This is a genomic window from Paenibacillus sp. 01T424 (genome assembly GCF_056398745.1).
In genome coordinates, this window is record NZ_JBFTPZ010000025.1 from 70847 (window position 1) to 87661 (window position 16815).

14 protein-coding genes are annotated in these 16815 nt (G+C 47.5%); 4 read left to right on the plus strand and 10 right to left on the minus strand.

The genetic code is table 11. The features are described 5' to 3' along the window. Window positions 1–7: 7 nt before the first annotated feature. The gene (locus AC1DPK_RS19030; RefSeq protein ID WP_339203663.1) at window positions 8–895 is read right to left on the minus strand and encodes a sugar phosphate isomerase/epimerase family protein; all 888 of its coding nucleotides are present in this window, start codon (window positions 893–895) and stop codon (window positions 8–10) included. Window positions 896–1021: 126 nt separating this feature from the next. On the opposite strand from AC1DPK_RS19030, the gene AC1DPK_RS19035 reads away from it, so the two are divergent. After that, window positions 1022–1912, plus strand: a complete 891-nt coding sequence (locus AC1DPK_RS19035; protein ID WP_076266735.1) for a helix-turn-helix transcriptional regulator — start codon at window positions 1022–1024, stop codon at window positions 1910–1912. A 76-nt stretch (window positions 1913–1988) separates the two neighbouring features. Then, window positions 1989–2906 (plus strand): DUF4358 domain-containing protein, encoded by a 918-nt coding sequence (locus AC1DPK_RS19040; RefSeq protein ID WP_477511325.1) that lies wholly within the window; start codon window positions 1989–1991, stop codon window positions 2904–2906. Between the two features lie 101 nt (window positions 2907–3007). Here AC1DPK_RS19040 and AC1DPK_RS19045 read toward each other — a convergent pair whose 3' ends face one another. Further along, the gene (locus AC1DPK_RS19045) at window positions 3008–4894 is read right to left on the minus strand and encodes a beta-L-arabinofuranosidase domain-containing protein (protein ID WP_477511326.1); all 1887 of its coding nucleotides are present in this window, start codon (window positions 4892–4894) and stop codon (window positions 3008–3010) included. A 190-nt stretch (window positions 4895–5084) separates the two neighbouring features. Between AC1DPK_RS19045 and AC1DPK_RS19050 the strand changes: the two genes are divergently transcribed. After that, window positions 5085–5942: a helix-turn-helix transcriptional regulator gene (locus AC1DPK_RS19050; RefSeq protein WP_477511327.1), complete on the plus strand. Its 858-nt coding sequence runs from the start codon at window positions 5085–5087 to the stop codon at window positions 5940–5942. A 74-nt stretch (window positions 5943–6016) separates the two neighbouring features. Beyond that, complete coding sequence (locus AC1DPK_RS19055; protein WP_477511328.1) at window positions 6017–6553, plus strand: GNAT family N-acetyltransferase; 537 nt, start codon at window positions 6017–6019, stop codon at window positions 6551–6553. Between the two features lie 83 nt (window positions 6554–6636). Here AC1DPK_RS19055 and AC1DPK_RS19060 read toward each other — a convergent pair whose 3' ends face one another. The 8 genes from AC1DPK_RS19060 to AC1DPK_RS19095 all read right to left on the minus strand — a co-directional run bounded on the left by AC1DPK_RS19060 (window position 6637) and on the right by AC1DPK_RS19095 (window position 16766). Next, complete coding sequence (locus tag AC1DPK_RS19060; protein ID WP_441881787.1) at window positions 6637–7809, minus strand: sugar ABC transporter permease; 1173 nt, start codon at window positions 7807–7809, stop codon at window positions 6637–6639. 2 nt (window positions 7810–7811) lie between these two features. Next, complete coding sequence (locus tag AC1DPK_RS19065; RefSeq protein WP_477511329.1) at window positions 7812–9335, minus strand: xylose ABC transporter ATP-binding protein; 1524 nt, start codon at window positions 9333–9335, stop codon at window positions 7812–7814. Between the two features lie 80 nt (window positions 9336–9415). Further along, entirely contained in the window at window positions 9416–10516 is a 1101-nt protein-coding gene (gene xylF / locus AC1DPK_RS19070; RefSeq protein ID WP_441881521.1) for a D-xylose ABC transporter substrate-binding protein, read from the minus strand. 133 nt (window positions 10517–10649) lie between these two features. After that, entirely contained in the window at window positions 10650–12197 is a 1548-nt protein-coding gene (locus tag AC1DPK_RS19075; RefSeq protein WP_477511330.1) for a response regulator, read from the minus strand. Next, window positions 12175–13641 carry a sensor histidine kinase gene (locus tag AC1DPK_RS19080; protein ID WP_441881527.1) on the minus strand — a complete coding sequence of 489 codons (1467 nt, stop codon included), beginning with the start codon at window positions 13639–13641 and terminating at the stop codon, window positions 12175–12177. The genes AC1DPK_RS19075 and AC1DPK_RS19080 overlap by 23 nt, the downstream gene beginning before the upstream one ends. Further along, a complete protein-coding gene (locus tag AC1DPK_RS19085; protein ID WP_441881530.1) occupies window positions 13638–14615 on the minus strand; it encodes a substrate-binding domain-containing protein in 978 nt (325 codons plus the stop codon). The genes AC1DPK_RS19080 and AC1DPK_RS19085 overlap by 4 nt, the downstream gene beginning before the upstream one ends. Window positions 14616–14798: 183 nt before the next feature. After that, the gene (gene fucU, locus AC1DPK_RS19090) at window positions 14799–15224 is read right to left on the minus strand and encodes an L-fucose mutarotase (RefSeq protein ID WP_441881533.1); all 426 of its coding nucleotides are present in this window, start codon (window positions 15222–15224) and stop codon (window positions 14799–14801) included. Between the two features lie 39 nt (window positions 15225–15263). Then, window positions 15264–16766, minus strand: coding sequence for a rhamnulokinase (locus tag AC1DPK_RS19095; RefSeq protein WP_477511331.1), 1503 nt, complete (start codon window positions 16764–16766; stop codon window positions 15264–15266). Between the last annotated feature and the right edge of the window lie 49 nt (window positions 16767–16815).

Genomic DNA, 16815 nt, shown 5'->3' on the forward strand with positions numbered 1-16815 from the left:
TTATTTTCTATACCGGATTAGGTACAAAATCGCCGCCGCGGCAGTTTTTCAAATAATTAAGCGCATGTACTTGTCCCGTCATTTCCAGCTCGTCCTTATAAACAGGATCATGCCAGCCCTCAATATCAATCGTGCCTTTATAATCGTTCTGTCTCAAAATCGTAATAATATCTTTCCAGTTGGTATCGCCAAAACCAGGTGTACGGTGCCATACAAACTGCTGTTTGCTGTGTACCCCGTGCTCCTTCACGATATCCCATGCAATTGTTGCATCTTTGCCATGCACATGGAACACCTTATTCGCCCATTTGCGCAGCTGCGGAATCGGATCGATTAAGCTGACCATTTGGTGGCAAGGCTCCCATTCCAATCCGATGTTGTCCAGCGGCACCGCATTAAACATAAGTTCCCAGGCTGCCGGGTTATGGGCAATATTCCAATCGCCTGTCGCCCAGGTTCCGCCCATATCGCAGTTTTCAAAAGCAATCCGTACACCTTTATCCGCTGCTCTGCGTGTGAGCTCCCCGAAAACTTCCTTGAATTTCGGAATGGACTCGTCAATCGGTTGATTCGTCAAGCGGCCTGTGAACCCAGATACAATATCAGCTCCAAACAGATGCGCATGATCAATCAGACGCTCCCAGCTCGCAAGCGTATCTGCGTTGTTTCCTTCTCCCGTTAGCGGGTTTCCGAAAACGCTTACAGCTGGAACCACAAAGTCATGTTCATCTGCGAGCGCTCTTACCCGTTTAGCCATCTCCACAAGATCTGTTTCACCAGTCGTTTGCCAGAAAGTTAAGTTGAACGATTCAAATCCGTGCTTTACGATTTGTGGAATGATCTGATCCGCATTCCCTCCGCCGACAAGCGTTCCAATTCTCAATTTGTTATTCATCCTTGTATATCACTCCAATATTGGCTTATAGTATTCTCAACAACTTCATTATAACTAGGAGTTTTGCATATTTCTCTATACAATCTTGCGCAATACTAGTCGAATCTTGTGTTGGAGGTGCTGTAGATGAGCTATCCGAAAGAGCTATGGGAAAATACGCGTCTAGAGCAAAAAGCGTATCCATTTCAGCTCTTCCAAAACCGTGCCTATAATGTAACGCCAAATGAATGTTTCCTTTATTTACACTGGCATGAGCATTTCGAGATTATCATCATGAGAGAAGGCAATGCTCTCTTCCATATCGACAGCCGTCCATTTGTCGTCAAGCCAGGAGAAGTGCTGCTCATCCCAGGCGGCGGGCTTCATGTCGGCTATGCACTGGGTTACGACAATATTTATTATGATTGTATCGTCTTCAACGCTTCCCTCTTCAATGATTGGGTGCATGATCCGCTGCATGCGCAGTTTGTTGCGCCTTACTTGGAGGGTAGGCTTCGTTATCCCGTAAAGCCGGCCGAGCAGGATGAGTCCTGTCTTCAGCATTACTCGCTGCTGGAAGAAGCAATTACCGAGCTGATTGCCAAGCCGCCAGCCTATCAGCTTATCGTCAAATCAAAGCTGTATGCTCTATTTACGCTTCTTTCCCGCACTTTCATCGAGCGTCAGCTGGTAGGCATGCCGGCGGAACCATACTTTGTCAATCGCGACCGCTTCAAGCTGCTCATTCAGCGTATTGAATCTGATTTTCGCGAAAAAATGTCGATTGAACAGGCCGCCAAGCAAGTCAGCCTCAATCCCTATCATTTTTGCAAGCTGTTCAAAAAGCTGACAGGACGCACCTTCGTCGAATATGTCAATGTCAATCGCATGAACGAAGCCGAGCGGCTGCTGCGCGAAAGCAATGATACGATTACTGAAATTGCAGCAAAGGTAGGCTGTGAGAATCCGAACTATTTTACGAAGCTATACAAGCAGTACAAAGGGATTACCCCCTCGCAGGCACGTAAGCTGCAATAGCGGCAGATGAGCGTACAGCAACCTTTTGGCCTTTCCCTGCGTCTTACTTACAACGATGATTAAAGGAGATAATTGGATGTTTATGCTTAAAACGAAATACTTCTCCGTCATATCCATGGTTATACTCATAACGGTCATTACAGCTGCCTGCAGCAGCGCCGGCAAACCATTGAATAATGATGAGAGCAGTTCTTCAATATCAGGTGGAAATACCGCAACGGACAAGCCTACCGAGGCACCACTCCCTACTGCGACTGAGGATATAACTACTGAAGCGCCGACAGCCACCACAGCTCCAACGGATGCTGTAGAGACGGCCACACCTGCACCAACTAAACAACCAGCAAAGACTGATGAACCTGCTGCGACTGCGAAACCAACGAAGAAACCTGCAGCCTCAGCTAAACCTTTGCCAACCATAAAGCCGACCAAGAAACCAGCCTCTCCAGTACCGACTGAGAAGCCAAACACTGAGACACCAACCGAGAAGCCGATCATTAAACCAACGGTTACATCGAAGCCATCCACCCTGCCGATTGCTACGCCGTCTCCTACACCGAAGCCGACGACGAAACCAGATCCAGGCAATCCATCTGGTGCGGTCACCGTTGCTGATATCGCAGCCAAAATAAAAGCCGATGCAGGGCTTGGGTCGCTTTCGGAAGTTGAGGGCGAACGAATAAAAGACAGCTATGGCATAGACCCGGAAACGATGCTGATTGACGGCATTTTCTATCAACCGATGATAATGATTCAAGCTGGAGAGTTTTCCGTCGTTCAGCTCAAGTCAGAGAAAGACTTTTCCGACATTGAAGCTCTGTTCAAGAAACGTGCGGAGGCTGTGCAAAAAGTATTCGAAACCTATGTGCAAGATCAATACGAACAAGCTTTAAACTATCAAATCCTGCGCAACGGAGATTTTGTTCTCTTCTCGATCTCGCCTGACCAGAAAAAAACAGCTGAACTTTTCAATGCGTTTTTCAAGAAAAAATAATGATGGAGAAATAAGTATAAAATATAGCCTTAATAGAAAAATGGCGGTGCAGAAACAACTCCTGCACCGCCATTTTGTTGTAAAGCTCGATCTCACTTTGCTTATCTCCGAATAACCGGCTTTCGCTCTCCAAGCAGCGGGAATTCACCGATTCGCAGCTTCGCGCTGCCATATGGCACTAGCTCTAGCTCAGTCACCGGCTGACCCTCTGTATCCGGATTGAGAGGCGGAGTTCCCGCGTTGTTGCCTTCCATCCGCCATTCTGCAACAAGCTTGCCGCTTGCTTTCAAGCGGATCGGCGCAGCAGCCGCATCAAACGGCTGATAGGGAATCGCCTCTTCGCTCACCATTACCTCAAAGCTGGTGTCCGCAAGCAGGCCATACTTCCATGGAGAACCCGGGTATATTTCCCAGTCATGAAACCGTTCACGCGGCCTAAGCAGCTGCCAGTTTTCCACCAGCGGCAGAGCGTAGACTAGTGGTCCACGTTCTACGCTTACTGCGTACAAATTACGAGAAACGGTACGAACCTCCATAGACAGCTTCAGCAGCAGCTTATCACCGTCTTGCCATTCTCGTTCAATTCGCGCATAACCTTTTGCTGGGTTTAAAATAATAGTTTCACCATTCACAAGCAGGCTCGGACTGATCGACCATTCCGGCACACGCAGCGAAATAGCAAAAGTAGCGGAACGTTCAAGCACTAGCTCGATCGTCACTTCATCACGGAACGGATATTGTCCGCTTACTCGCACCTCAGCTGCAACGCCGTCTGCAACTGACGTTTGGACATGGCATGGAGCATACGATACAGCTGCCAAGCCGCCTGCAGCATCCGACATCCACATATGTGAAGCAAACTTCGGCCATCCCTGATGCATATTTGATGTACAGCAGCCAAAATTAGGCTCTAAGCCAAATAAATTGGCATCTGGCCCGTTGCTCCAATTTCTAGGCGCTACATTGCAAACAATTTGATTCACCTGCTGATCATACTGATGCGCGCTCCAATCCTTGGAAATCGTAGCTGGCAGCGCGTTGAACGCCACCTTCTCCAAAATATCACCGAATCGCCCTTCGCCAAAAATCCGAGTAAGCTGCTCCATCGAATACATATACTCCACGACAGCGCAGAGCTCAACCCCTTGGCTCGGATGTGTACCCGACAGCCATTCATCGCCGGAGAACATGCCGTGCGCTTGCCCATGATGAGTCATCAAGCTGTCTAGGCCGCGATGAACCGCATCACGCTGAACGCTCTCACCATACAGCTCATATAAAATGCCTGGCATCTTGATGCCCATCGCCACATTGACAACATGTGTCCGAAAATCCCATTGCTCCACTTTTCTCCAGAACGGGAAGTTATGGAAAATATCCGTCCAATCCAGTGTTTGACTGGCAACAATATCAGCCAGCTTGAGCAGCTCGGCATCTTCCGTCTTCTTATATAACCATAAAATACATAACAGCATTTCGGAACCGCGCGACTTCGCCCAGCCGCGCAAAGGCTGCTCTTCGATAATCGAGCTTACATAACCGAAAAATTTGCTAAGGAATGGAACGATTCGTTCATCGCTCGTTGCCTCCTCATATTGCATCATCACCTTAAGCATAATCATGAAATGCCACCAGTCCTGCTTCTTATCCAGGTCATTATTAACCGTTGTAATATGTGCAGGCCCAAAAAAGCCATTCTCCTGCTGGCTGGCGAGCGACCATTCTATCCAACGGTTCGCTTTCGCGATCAGCTTCTCATCGCCCAGTATATACGCAAGCGGCAGCAGCCCGTCCAAATAATAGGGACCGCGCTCCCAGCTTTCTCCTTCCCCTCCTATCCAACCATTGTTCGGGCCTACATCCGCCCAATGCTCCTCCAGATGACCCGTAAGTCCATCCGCTTGTATTCGAAGCTGATTATACAGCCAGCCTTCCGCCTTAATGCTGCCAAGCGGCAGCGCCCCAAATGCTTCATGTAATTGTTCCATGCTTCTGTACCACTCCTTCATGCCATGATGGATGCATACCGAATATACCATGCGGGACTTGCCCGATTGGATAGCTGATCTCAACCACTTTTTATCCAATCACAACATCTTTGTTTTATAGCATCTTTACTCAAACTGCAATCATCGCATATGATTATCCCGTAATGACTAAGCAAGGAGTGAAGCCTGAATGTTACAATTCATTTGTCCCCCCATGCCTCATTTCATTCAAGGCGGCGAGGACACTTATCCTATACTTGGCAGACATGCTGATCGTTCAAACATTGGCGTATTCGATCTTATATACGTAACACGCGGTAGTTTATATATGGAGGAAGAAGGACAGGAGTTTAATATTTCGGCAGGCCATTATGCTATTTTTCGACCTGACCGTTCTCATCGAACGACTATGCCCTGCAGCGAGGAAACCCATTTTTATTGGCTGCACTTTCAAACGGTCGGTGATTGGAGTGAATCACATGAACGGCTTCCTTTCTCCATTTCACAGGAGGGGCAGCCCTTTGCTCCGATCGAGTATTTCCCTTTCCAGCTTCCAAAGCAGAAGCGTGTACTTGTCCCCCATGCCATTGAAGAGAAAATACGCGAGCTGCTGCAGCTGCAGGAGCAGCCCTCAGCTCAATCGCGCTGGACCCAGCAGCAAATTTTTCACCTCCTCCTCCAGCTGCTTCAGGATCAAAATCAATCGGCGGTGGATAGTCCTTATTTGCAAATTGCCGAAGCAACCGCTCTGTTCCTGCGGCGCAGCTATCAAGACCCGCTCAGCTATAAGAAAATGGCAGAGGAGCTGCATTTCCACCCCAATTATATTGCGATTTGCATGAAAAAAACTTTTGGGTGTACTCCCCTTGAGTACCTCACGCGCCACCGTATTGAGCAAGCGAAGCGGCTGCTTATCCACACGAATGAACCTATAGGCAAAATTGCCGAAGAAATAGGCTTCGGCTCCTTTCCTTATTTTGTTCGCTGCTTCACGAAACACACAAGCACGAAACCAAAAGCCTTTCGAATGCTGTATCGCTCTAAATAATCAATGAGAAACCCTTGCAACTTCCATATTTTTCTTTATACTTAATTAAAATTTACAATTTGGAGATGCATGCTATGACTGTATTTCATACCGACAGATTAATACTCAGACCATTTGAGGCTGGAGATGCCGAGGAACTACATCAGCTAATAAACGATTTTGATGTTGCAAGCACCACTCTAAATATTCCTTATCCTTATCCGGAAGGCGGAGCTGCTGCCTTTATTGCCCGTCGCGCTGAGATTGGTCAAGAAGGGACAGGCTACACATTTGCTCTGATCGATAAAGGAAACCATACATTTATGGGAAGCATCGGCATGACAATAAATAATAATCATAAAAGAGCTGAGCTTGGTTATTGGTTAGGCAAACGGTACTGGAATCAGGGGTATGCTACGGAAGGCGTCAAACGAGTTTTACAGTTTGGGTTCGAGAAGCTTGCACTTAATAAAATTGTTGCAGCTGCCATGACAAAAAATCCTGCCTCATCAAGCGTTATGAAAAAAAACGGCATGACATACGAAGGCACTTTCCGCCAGCATTTTCTAAAGTGGGATGTATATGAGGACATCGCTTATTACAGTCTTTTGCGCGAGGAATATTTCAAATGATAGATTAGCAGGACATCAGGGAGAAAAGGTTTCCCAGCAAAACTCCCTGATGCTCAAGCTTAGCTCATTGCCTGAATTCACATTTAAACCTTCTTGCGCTGCCGCGTGTAAATATCGACGTACACCGCAAGAATCAGTATGCCGCCCTTTACGATATATTGCCAGAAGGATTCAAGATTCATTAAGCTCATCCCGTTATCCAAGCTGGCCATTACGAGAGCTCCGATAATCGCGCCAACGATGGTGCCCGTACCGCCCATCAAGCTCGTTCCGCCGATTACGCAAGCCGCAATGGCGTCCAGCTCATAGTTCTGACCTGCACTCATTGTTGCTGCATTTAAGCGAGCAGTCAGCACTAGTGCAGCTATGGCTGCTAGCGTATTGCAGAGAACAAACACGAGCAATATGCGGCGCTTAATATTAATGCCTGATAATCGCGCAGCTTCCGGATTGCCGCCAATCGCATATACTTGACGGCCAAAGGTCGTATTTTTTGATATAAACGTAAAAATAAGCGCCAGCACAATAACCATAACGAATGGAACAGGAATACCTTTGTAGCTGTTCATTAAATAAACGAATCCAATAACAATGGCGCCAATGACGCCTAATCGCAGCACGCTGACGGCAAACGGCTCAACATCAAAGCCAAATTTAGCTCTTGCTGCTCGCTTTCGCATGACAAGGTATCCCGCAACGGCTAAAGCAGTAATGCCAAATATCCATCCGATAATATCCCCCACATAAGATTGACCAATGGCTTTCACCGATGGCGTCAGCGGAGCAATGGTAACGCTGCCGGTTGTACCAAACAAAATACCCCGAAAAATGAGCATCCCGCCGAGTGTTACAATAAACGCCGGCACCGCCCGATAAGCAATAATCCAGCCTTGAATAAAACCGATCGCCGCACCCACACCTAAGGTAGCTAAAATAACCGGTATCGTATTCCACTCGTACCACACGTTTAGAATTGCTGCGATACCACCCGTTAAGCCAACTAAGGAGCCTACCGACAAGTCAATTTGCCCTGCGACGATGACGAGCACCATTCCGATAGCCAGTATAGAGGTAACCGACATTTGTAGAAACAAGTTTGATATATTCGTCGGCGATAGAAACCGGTCATGCAGCAGCGAGAATAAAACCCAAATTGATATTAATGCCCCGATCATCGTATATGCGCGTGCGTCAAATTTCAGCCATTGCGGCCGCTGCTTCATTTTTGTCTGGCTTATCACCGTTTCTTGATTCATGCTCATCGTCCTTTTCCTCCCGTAGCAGCCGTCATAATCATCTCTTGCGTTGCTTCCTCTGCCTTAAACTCACCTGTCTGTTTTCCTTCTGCGATGACGATAATTCTGTGGCTCATGCCTAGCAGCTCTGGGAGTTCGGACGATATCATAATGATGGACACGCCCTGCATAAGCAATTCGTTCATAATATTATAAATTTCAAATTTGGCGCCCACATCGATGCCCCGCGTCGGTTCGTCCAAAATTAAAATTTTCGGATTCGTCATCAGCCATTTGCCGAGTACGACCTTCTGCTGATTGCCGCCGCTTAAAGTTCCTACAATCGTCTCCACTGAATTCGCTTTCACTCGTAAAGAGTTCAAATATTGATTGCCTGCCGCAATTTCCTCATTAGGGCGAAGCACCCCGCCTGAGGATATAGCTGCAAGGCTTGCTAGACTGACATTGCTTTTAATATCCATGCCAAGAACAAGCCCATACTTTTTTCGATCCTCCGATACGAGCGCCAGACCAGCTTTTATAGCATGCCGCGTATGCTTAATCTTTACAGGTTTCCCGTCGATCTCAACCAATCCGTTGCTTTGACCTGGATAAGAACCGAATAAGCTCATGACCAGCTCCGTTCGCCCCGCTCCCATCAACCCGGCAATGCCTAATATTTCACCTTTGCGCACCTCAAAGCTCAAATGATCGATTACTTTTTTACCTTGCCGCTCCGGATTCATAACCGTATAATCCGTCACCTTAAGCATGACTGCACCGGGCTTTGCTTCCACCCGCGGGAATCGCTCCTTGAGCTCGCGTCCAACCATCAGTGAAATGACTTTATCCTCATTCACATCTGACACGTCGTATGTGCCAACCGCCAGACCATCCCGCAGTACCGTAACGGTATCTGCAATCGCAAACACCTCGTTAAGCTTATGTGAAATGTAAATGCAAGTAACGCCGCGTTTTTTAAATTCACGCAATATATTAAGCAATATATCAACTTCCTGCTCCGTTAAAGCAGCTGTAGGTTCATCGAGAATAAGAATATTCGCCTTCTTGGACAATGCCTTTGCAATTTCGATTTGCTGCTGCTTGCCGATGCCAAGGCTGCCGATCAATTGCTCTGGATTCACATCAAGAAGGCCTACTTCCTTCAGCCACCGCTCGCTCTCCTTGAATACGCGCTCCCAGTTAATAATTCCGAATACCGCTGGTTCTTTGCCGAGAAATAAATTTTCGCCAATCGATAAATCCTTCACTAGAGCAAGCTCCTGATAAATGATTGCAATGCCCGCCTCTTCCGCATCCTTTATTTTATCGAAGCGCTTCTCTTCACCGTTAATGAGTATCTGCCCATCGTAGGTGCCATGCGGATATAGACCGCTCAATACCTTCATGAGCGTCGACTTGCCTGCTCCGTTCTCACCGCAGAGTGCATGCACCTCTCCTTTCTTTACCGAAAAGGTCACGTCGTTCAGCGCTTTAACGCCAGGAAATTGCTTCGTAATATTACGCATTTCTAATACCGCCGTCATTCCTTCCTCACCTCCGCAAATGGCAAAGAGGGGAAGAGCGTCATGGCACCCCGCTTCTTCCCCTTTACCTAGTCAAGCAGCTACTTCACGTTTTTGTAAACATCGTCCTTGGAATGGAAGCCGTCTGCAATGACGGTAGCATCCATGTTCGTTTTGTCTACAGCTACCGGATTAAGCAGCACGGACGGCACATCAATTTTACCGTTGTTAACTGTTTTATCAGCGCCTACATCCTCGCCTTTGGCCATCTTCACTGCAAGGTCGGCCGCTTTCTCAGCCAAATCCTTAATTGGTTTGTATACCGTCATCGTTTGTGTTCCTTCAACGATACGCTGTGCTGCCGCAAGCTCGGCATCTTGGCCAGAAACAGGAATTTTCCCATCAAGCCCTTGCGCTGCAAGCGCTTGAATAACACCGCCTGCTGTACCATCATTCGCTGCGACTACAGCATCAATTTTGTTATCATTAGCAGTTAACGCGTTCTCCATATTAGCCAGCGCGTTAGCTGGGTTCCAATCCTTTGTCCATTGATCGAATACGATTTGGATGTCACCGCTGTCGATGAGCGGCTGCAAAATATTAAATGCGCCTTTTTTAAATAAATGGGCGTTATTATCCGTCTCGGCACCTCCGATGTATACGAATTTCCCTTTTGGAGCCAATTTAATAATCGCCTCAGCCTGCATTTCGCCTACCTTTTCGTTATCGAAGGAGATGTATAGATCCAAATCAGAGTTTTTGATTAAACGATCATAAGCGAGCACTTTAATACCGGCCGCATGAGCCTTTTCTACAATCGCTGCCGTTGCTTCTGCATTATGAGGGACGACGACCAGCACATCTACACCTTGGCTTATTAAGTTTTCGGCTTGAGAAATTTGCTTCGCGTCATCGCTGTTTGCTGCTTGCACCTCTACCTTAGCGCCAAGCGCCTCGGCTGCTGCGATGAACAAATCACGGTCGCGCTGCCAGCGTTCCTCTTGCAGCGTATCGAGTGAAAGGCCGATTACAATTTTGTCGTCGCCTGACTTTACGTTGTTCGTTTTTGTTGTTGCTTCTTTATCGGTTGACTTAGACCCCGCGTTCCCATTGTTGCCATTGCCGCTAGAGCATGCCGATATTACGATGATTAGAGCTAGTACAAGCGATACAACCCCGCCTCTTGTAAACCGTTTCCCCATTTTCTTCGCTCCCTTTTATAAAAAAATGTAAATGCTTACATTTCTAATATAACATCGCGCTGGAAGCAGAGAGCCGCCATCTTCCAGTACTCTTTTGCTATCGTCTGCATTTTTTTAAGGCGAACAGCCCTGCTTAGGCTCTTTTGCCAAGGATGGCTCTACGGTAATCGGTCGGCGATACTCCACATACCTTTTTGAACACCTTGCTGAAATAATTAGGATCATTATAGCCAATCTCATAAGTAATTTCCTTTAAGCTTCGATCGGGATCAGCCATCAGCTTCTTGCCCTTTTCAATTCTGCATTCGGTTAAAAAATCGATATAATTCATGCCTTCCTGATCCTTGAACATTTTGCTCATATAAAAAGGGCTTAAGCCAAATCGCTGCGCCATCAGCTCCAGCGATATATCCTTCTCTGAATGCTCCATGATATACTGCTTCATTTGCAAAGCCGCATCCGGCTGTACCCTGCTCTGATGAGTGACGATACCTTCGATCAGCTTAGTAAGCAAGCTTTCCGTTTCTGTACGCAGCTGCTGATACTGCGTCACTTGGAACGAAAATAACGGCTTCTCCACTTCGATCCCCATCTCCTCTGCGACACGGGAAATGACCCATAAGCGCTCCAGCACCCATTGGGCAGATTGCTCCAAGGAAGCATGATGCTGATCATGGACGACGATTAGCTCCATCACCATCTTGCGTACAATATCCCACTTCCCTAATCGAATGTGATCGACGAATTGTTTTTCCGTTTGTTTATCTTGATACCCTCCCGCAAAGGGACTGCGCGATTCGATTTCACTATAAAATTGATGTTTCGCCGGCAGCGAGGCGTTGGCCGTTGCAAGCAAAGCCTCTTGATATGACAACTTCACGTTTTCTAACCCCTTATAGGAATCTCCGATTCCAACAAATAAATCTCCGCCAACTTCGCGCTGCCGCAGCAGTAAAAACTGCTGGACAAGCGAGGCTGCTTGAGCACGATAGGTTTTACCGGCATCTCGAAAAATGACAATTGGAATTTGCCGCGCAGACATCGCGCCTACCCAGCCGCTTCCAGCTTGTCTCACCCTTGCTTTAATCTGGCCATAGAGCACTTCTGACGTTGCATTGATTGGCAGCATGACGAGCATAACAAATGCCTCGCTTGTCCGCTCTCTGCCAAGCAGCCTCAGCATATCGTCGATATGGACATCATGCACATGGTCGAAGAGCAGCTGTGTCACAACATCTGATTCGACAATAGGCATCACTTTCCTCAGCGCTTCCTCCTCGTATTGCCTAATCGCAATCTCGCTTTTTTCACGCATAATCTCCTCTATGACCTTGCCAATCGTTGTTGTGATTTCACTTGCCTTGCTTGGCTTTAGCAAATAATCCTTAACCCCAAGCTTAATAGCCTGCCTTGCATAGTCAAACGTGTCATACGCAGTGACCATAATAAATTTGGCCGAAGGCAGAAAAACCGAGATTTTCTCGATTGCTTCGATGCCGTTAACGCCGGGCATTTTGATATCCATCAATATAAGATCAGGCTGCCACTCGCTTGCCGTCTCGATGGCTCTAGCCCCATTTCTTGCTTGCATAAATTGACAAGAAGGAAAACCTTTTTGCAAAATAGCCTGCAAGCCTTCCCGTTCTACTTGCTCATCGTCAACGATTAACAATTTCAGCATGCTCAGCTGCACTCCCTACGATTGGCATTTTTATCGTTACTTTCGTGCCCTCTTGCGGCGCACTTCTTATTTCAATAACGTCGTCGTCACCAACAAACAACCGCAGCCGTTTCACTACGTTGCTGAAGCCGATCCCCGTTGAATGGCCTACACCATCCGCATTTCCGCCTTCTGTCAAAATATGATTGGCCTTCTCCGCCGTCATGCCTGTGCCGTCATCCTCAATTTCAATAAGAACAAGATTATCCTTCTCATAGATGCGAAGTGAAATCGTTCCTCCATCCTCAAGCGGCTCAACTGCATGGATGACTGCATTTTCGATAATGGGCTGAAGCGTCAAGCAAGGCAGCAGCAGCTGCAGGCAGCTCTCATCCACCTCCAGTACAAATCTAAGCCGATCTGTAAAACGCGCGCTTTGAATTTCGATGTATTTCAATATGACAGACAGCTCTTCCTCAAGTGTGACTGCCCGGTCTAGCCGGCGCAAATTATAACGAAGCAAGCCTGCAACGTTGGCAATCAGATCGCTCGTTTCCTCCGAGCCGTCTAGGTATGCTTTTTTGGATAAAATATCTAAGGTGTTGAATAAGAAGTGAGGGTTAATCTGGCTTTGGAGGCTAATAAGCTGGCTTTCCTTCAGGAGCAGCTTATTCTGCTGAAGCTCGCTTTCGAGCTGTGCCTTCTGCTGAATCTCGGAGATGAGATTGTTAATATTGATCCGCATGCGATCAAAGGTTTTGGCGAGGAATGAAATTTCATCGTTGGAGTGTACTGCTATAGGCTTATCGAATCTGCCGCGCGATAATTCTTTTACAGCTATCGTCAACTTCTGGATAGGTCTTGTAATGCTAAGCGAAAACCAATAAGTAAACAGCAGCAGCATAATCGTGATTAGTGAAAGCAGCCATATGCCAAGCCGCTTCAGCTCCGCGCTTTGTTCGATAATGCCGCGGTAAAAAGCATCGTACGTCCGTACTTCCTTGTCGATGAGCGTTACTGTGGTTTCTGCTATGTATTTGTCGATGCGGGTCGCTTCCTCAAATTTCTCAGCTGATTGCTCCCCATTGCCTTGCTCCAAAAACATGACTGACAAATCCGCCGACGCCACCAAGCTATCAATCATATTGATGAAGCTCGTCAGCGTAAACGTATTATCCTTATTTCGAAGGCTTATCGTTTGCTGCTTTGCCATCATTATGTTTTCCTTGCTTTGATTCAGCGTCTGCTGCTTAAGTGCTGTTGGCTTCTGCAAATAATCATTTAATGCCGTAATCGTCTGATGACTGCGATCAGTCACCTCATTCATGCGCAAGTAACGCTGCAAAATATCATTGTATTGCTCCTGCGTCTTCTGATTATAGTAGGTGAGCACCATCCAAATCGTAACCATTATAAACAGCACAATTAAAGACATCGTCAATATTTTACGCTGAATGCTGTTCATTTGGCATCCTCCGCCCGCATGACACGAATATCTGTGAAATAACCGTCAGGGTTTAGCGGAACCTGCTCGCCTGTCAGCCATTTGATCATGAGAGCGACGCTTTCCTCGCCCATCGCCTCTGGTGATTGCGCAATTAAGGCATCTATCTTTCCTTGCTGCATCAAAGTAAGCGTCTCTGGTGAATCATCGAACGAATAGATAAAAAAGTTGTCCACTCGCATTCGCTTGCTAATCTCCTGAATAATCGAACCCGCATGATTCGCCGAAACGGCGATGAACGCATCCGCATCCGGTTCCTCATTAAGCAGTTCATTTGTTGCCGCCGCCACATCCTCACGGGAATCTCCTGCAGCTACAATCTTGGTTATAATCTTTGGGTACGAGTTCAGTACATTCAATATGCCCGTTAAGCGCGTTCTTTGGAAGTATTCCTGACGATCCGACACCATCAAAACCACTTTGCCCACAAAGCCCATATCCGACACCATCTGCCGCGCGATCATGCTCCCCGCTTCCAAATGATCCGAGCCTACATACGTTCTGCGCAAACTCTCGTTCATCGGCACATCGTTCGCTACGGTTATGACGGGGATACCTCTACTTGCCGCCTTCACCTTTGTTAAACTTTTAAATTCGTCTGTATCAAGCCCCTGCACGATGATTCCATCTACTTTAGAAGCAATCGCAACCTCAATATTTTTCAGAAAATCATCCCGATTTGTGCCATATGTCCCCCACACCTCAAGACTTGCACCATTTTGCTCTGCTGCAGCTTTAGCGCCTCGTTCCACCTTCGCCCAAAAAGGGGTATCTAGCTCCCTCGTTATGAGGACAAGGCGGTAGCTATTATGCTGCTCTGCCGTCAATGCCGGTTCAATCAATTCGGAGGAGAACACTTTAACCATGGAGGTTAACGTAAAAAACAAGATGACCAAGCACACTGCAAACAAGCTAACAATTATCGATTTGCGCAACCTATTTTCCTCCTGCCGACAAAATAGGATATTTTTATGAGAGCGGTTTCATATACAAATCATAGTAGATGGCTGGCTTGCTGTCTAGTTCTAGAGATAGAAAGAGGCTGCCCTCGGTATTTAACCGTGAAGGCAGCCTCCAAATATAAAGCCATAATATGATGCATAATTAGTCAGCTATTCTTAAATAACGCCCTTTTTCAAAATAAGATTGGCATAAAGCGCACTCTCGCCTGTAGCGATTACCGCATAAGCCTGCTTCGCACGCTCATAAAATGCAAAACGTTCGACCTGCTCAAATGGCTCCAATAGACCGGTACGCTGCTCGATAATCGAGCGGTATTGCTCCCAAATTGGGGTTTCAACCGTATCACCCGGAACCACCTGCATAAGTGCTGCTGGCTTCTCAACATATTGATCTAAAGGGAACAGCTGCAAAATAGCGTCAAGCAGCGCCGGTACATCATGCCCATCCGCACGAATGAGCCGCTTGGCATGACTTGCCGCCGGAAAGTTACCGTCGGCAATCACGATTTCGTCGCTATGTCCCATTTCGCTGAGCACCTTCAGCAGCTCTGGAGAAATCAGTTTCGATATCCCAATCAGCATGCTAACCTCCTCCTCCCGGTATCGATATAACCATATGAGTTATATGACTCTAGCAACACGCTCATAAGCTTCGAACGCATAATCCCACTCATTCTGCTGCTCAGGAGCAAATTCCTCTACCTTAAACGATGCTGCTACAAGCTTCCTTGCTTCTTGAAGATTGCCGCATTCGCCCAGCGCGACGAGCTGCATGAGCATATTGCCAATCGCACTTGCTTCTACTGGTCCCGTCCAAACCGGACGGGCAATCGCATTAGCCGTTAGGCGGCAAAGCAGCCTATTCTGAATGCCACCGCCAACCATATGCAAGCCATCAAAACGCTGCTTCGTCAATTCTTCCATTTGAGCCAGCGCCTGCCGATACCTTAAGGCCAAGCTCTCCAAAATGCAGCGTGTAATTTCTCCTATAGACTGCGGAACCTTCTGGGACGTTTGTTCGCAATAAGCTTGTATGCGCCCGATCATGCCGGAAGGTGCAAAAAACATCGGATCGTCAGGATGGATAAAGCTGCGGAAAGGCTCAGCGGCTTCGGCTTGCGTCACGATTTCTGCAAACGTCCAATCGTTCCCCTGCTCCTCCCATTCCCGTTTGCACTCTTGCAATATCCAAAGTCCCATAATGTTTTTGAGCAGCTGATAGGTTCCCTGAGCGCCTCCTTCATTAGAGAAATCAAGATCTTGCGCTTCTCTTGAGACGTTTGGACCTGCAAGCTCGGTCCCAAGCAGCGACCATGTTCCGCAAACTAGATATGCAAAGCCCGATTCACCATCCGCAGGAACAGCTGCAACCGCTGATTCGGTATCATGCGTTCCAACAGCAACGGCTGTAATCGGAGGGACATCCAGCTCGGCGCAAACCTCTGCCGTTAATTGCCCAATCTTCGTACCCGGATGAATCGGATCAAGAAACAACCGATTCGGAATGCCCAGCTCATCCATTAACTCTATATTCCATTGCTGTTCCTTAGGCTTGTATAGCTGCGTAGTCGTCGCCATCGTAAACTCGCACACCTTCACGCCTGTTAAGAAATAAGCAAGCAAATCAGGCGTTAGCAGCAGCGTTCTAGCTGCCGCAAGCTTCGGCGATGCCGCTTTCTTCATCGCATACAGCTGGTTTATCGTATTAAAGGGCATAAATTGCAAGCCGCCCTGCTCATATAACCGGTCTTTGCCAAACCGTTCGAGCAGCTCTTCTACTATTCCATCTGTTTGCGAATCACGGTAATGATATGGATTGCCTAGCAGCTCGCCATTATCATCGAGCAGCCCAAAGTCTACGCCCCATGTATCAATGCCGAACGTTTGCGGAGCGTAGCCTTCTTGAAAGGCTTTGCGAATGGCAAACTTCAGCTCCTGCAGCAGGCGTAAAATATCCCAGTGCAAATGGCCGTGTACAGCCACCGGCTGATTCGGAAAACGATGAATTTCCGTCACCTTCAGCGAGCGCTGACCGCTTGCATTATCAAGCAGCAGCTCGCCGATTAACGCCCTGCCGCTGCTTGCGCCCAAATCAAACGCGAGCACAGTCGCAAGCTTCGTCATGCTTAAAGCCTCCTTTAACTAAAGCTGGCGCTTCACGAATGGGCATCGA

Bases quoted from the DNA above. Each gene is read 5' to 3' on its own strand.
- AC1DPK_RS19030 (WP_339203663.1), bottom strand. From the start codon at position 895: ATGAATAACAAATTGAGAATTGGAACGCTTGTCGGCGGAGGGAATGCG.
- AC1DPK_RS19035 (WP_076266735.1), top strand. From the start codon at position 1,022: ATGAGCTATCCGAAAGAGCTATGGGAAAATACGCGTCTAGAGCAAAAA.
- AC1DPK_RS19040 (WP_477511325.1), top strand. From the start codon at position 1,989: ATGTTTATGCTTAAAACGAAATACTTCTCCGTCATATCCATGGTTATA.
- AC1DPK_RS19045 (WP_477511326.1), bottom strand. From the start codon at position 4,894: ATGGAACAATTACATGAAGCATTTGGGGCGCTGCCGCTTGGCAGCATT.
- AC1DPK_RS19050 (WP_477511327.1), top strand. From the start codon at position 5,085: ATGTTACAATTCATTTGTCCCCCCATGCCTCATTTCATTCAAGGCGGC.
- AC1DPK_RS19055 (WP_477511328.1), top strand. From the start codon at position 6,017: ATGACTGTATTTCATACCGACAGATTAATACTCAGACCATTTGAGGCT.
- AC1DPK_RS19060 (WP_441881787.1), bottom strand. From the start codon at position 7,809: ATGAATCAAGAAACGGTGATAAGCCAGACAAAAATGAAGCAGCGGCCG.
- AC1DPK_RS19065 (WP_477511329.1), bottom strand. From the start codon at position 9,335: ATGACGGCGGTATTAGAAATGCGTAATATTACGAAGCAATTTCCTGGC.
- xylF (WP_441881521.1), bottom strand. From the start codon at position 10,516: ATGGGGAAACGGTTTACAAGAGGCGGGGTTGTATCGCTTGTACTAGCT.
- AC1DPK_RS19075 (WP_477511330.1), bottom strand. From the start codon at position 12,197: ATGCTGAAATTGTTAATCGTTGACGATGAGCAAGTAGAACGGGAAGGC.
- AC1DPK_RS19080 (WP_441881527.1), bottom strand. From the start codon at position 13,641: ATGAACAGCATTCAGCGTAAAATATTGACGATGTCTTTAATTGTGCTG.
- fucU (WP_441881533.1), bottom strand. From the start codon at position 15,224: ATGCTGATTGGGATATCGAAACTGATTTCTCCAGAGCTGCTGAAGGTG.
- AC1DPK_RS19095 (WP_477511331.1), bottom strand. From the start codon at position 16,766: ATGACGAAGCTTGCGACTGTGCTCGCGTTTGATTTGGGCGCAAGCAGC.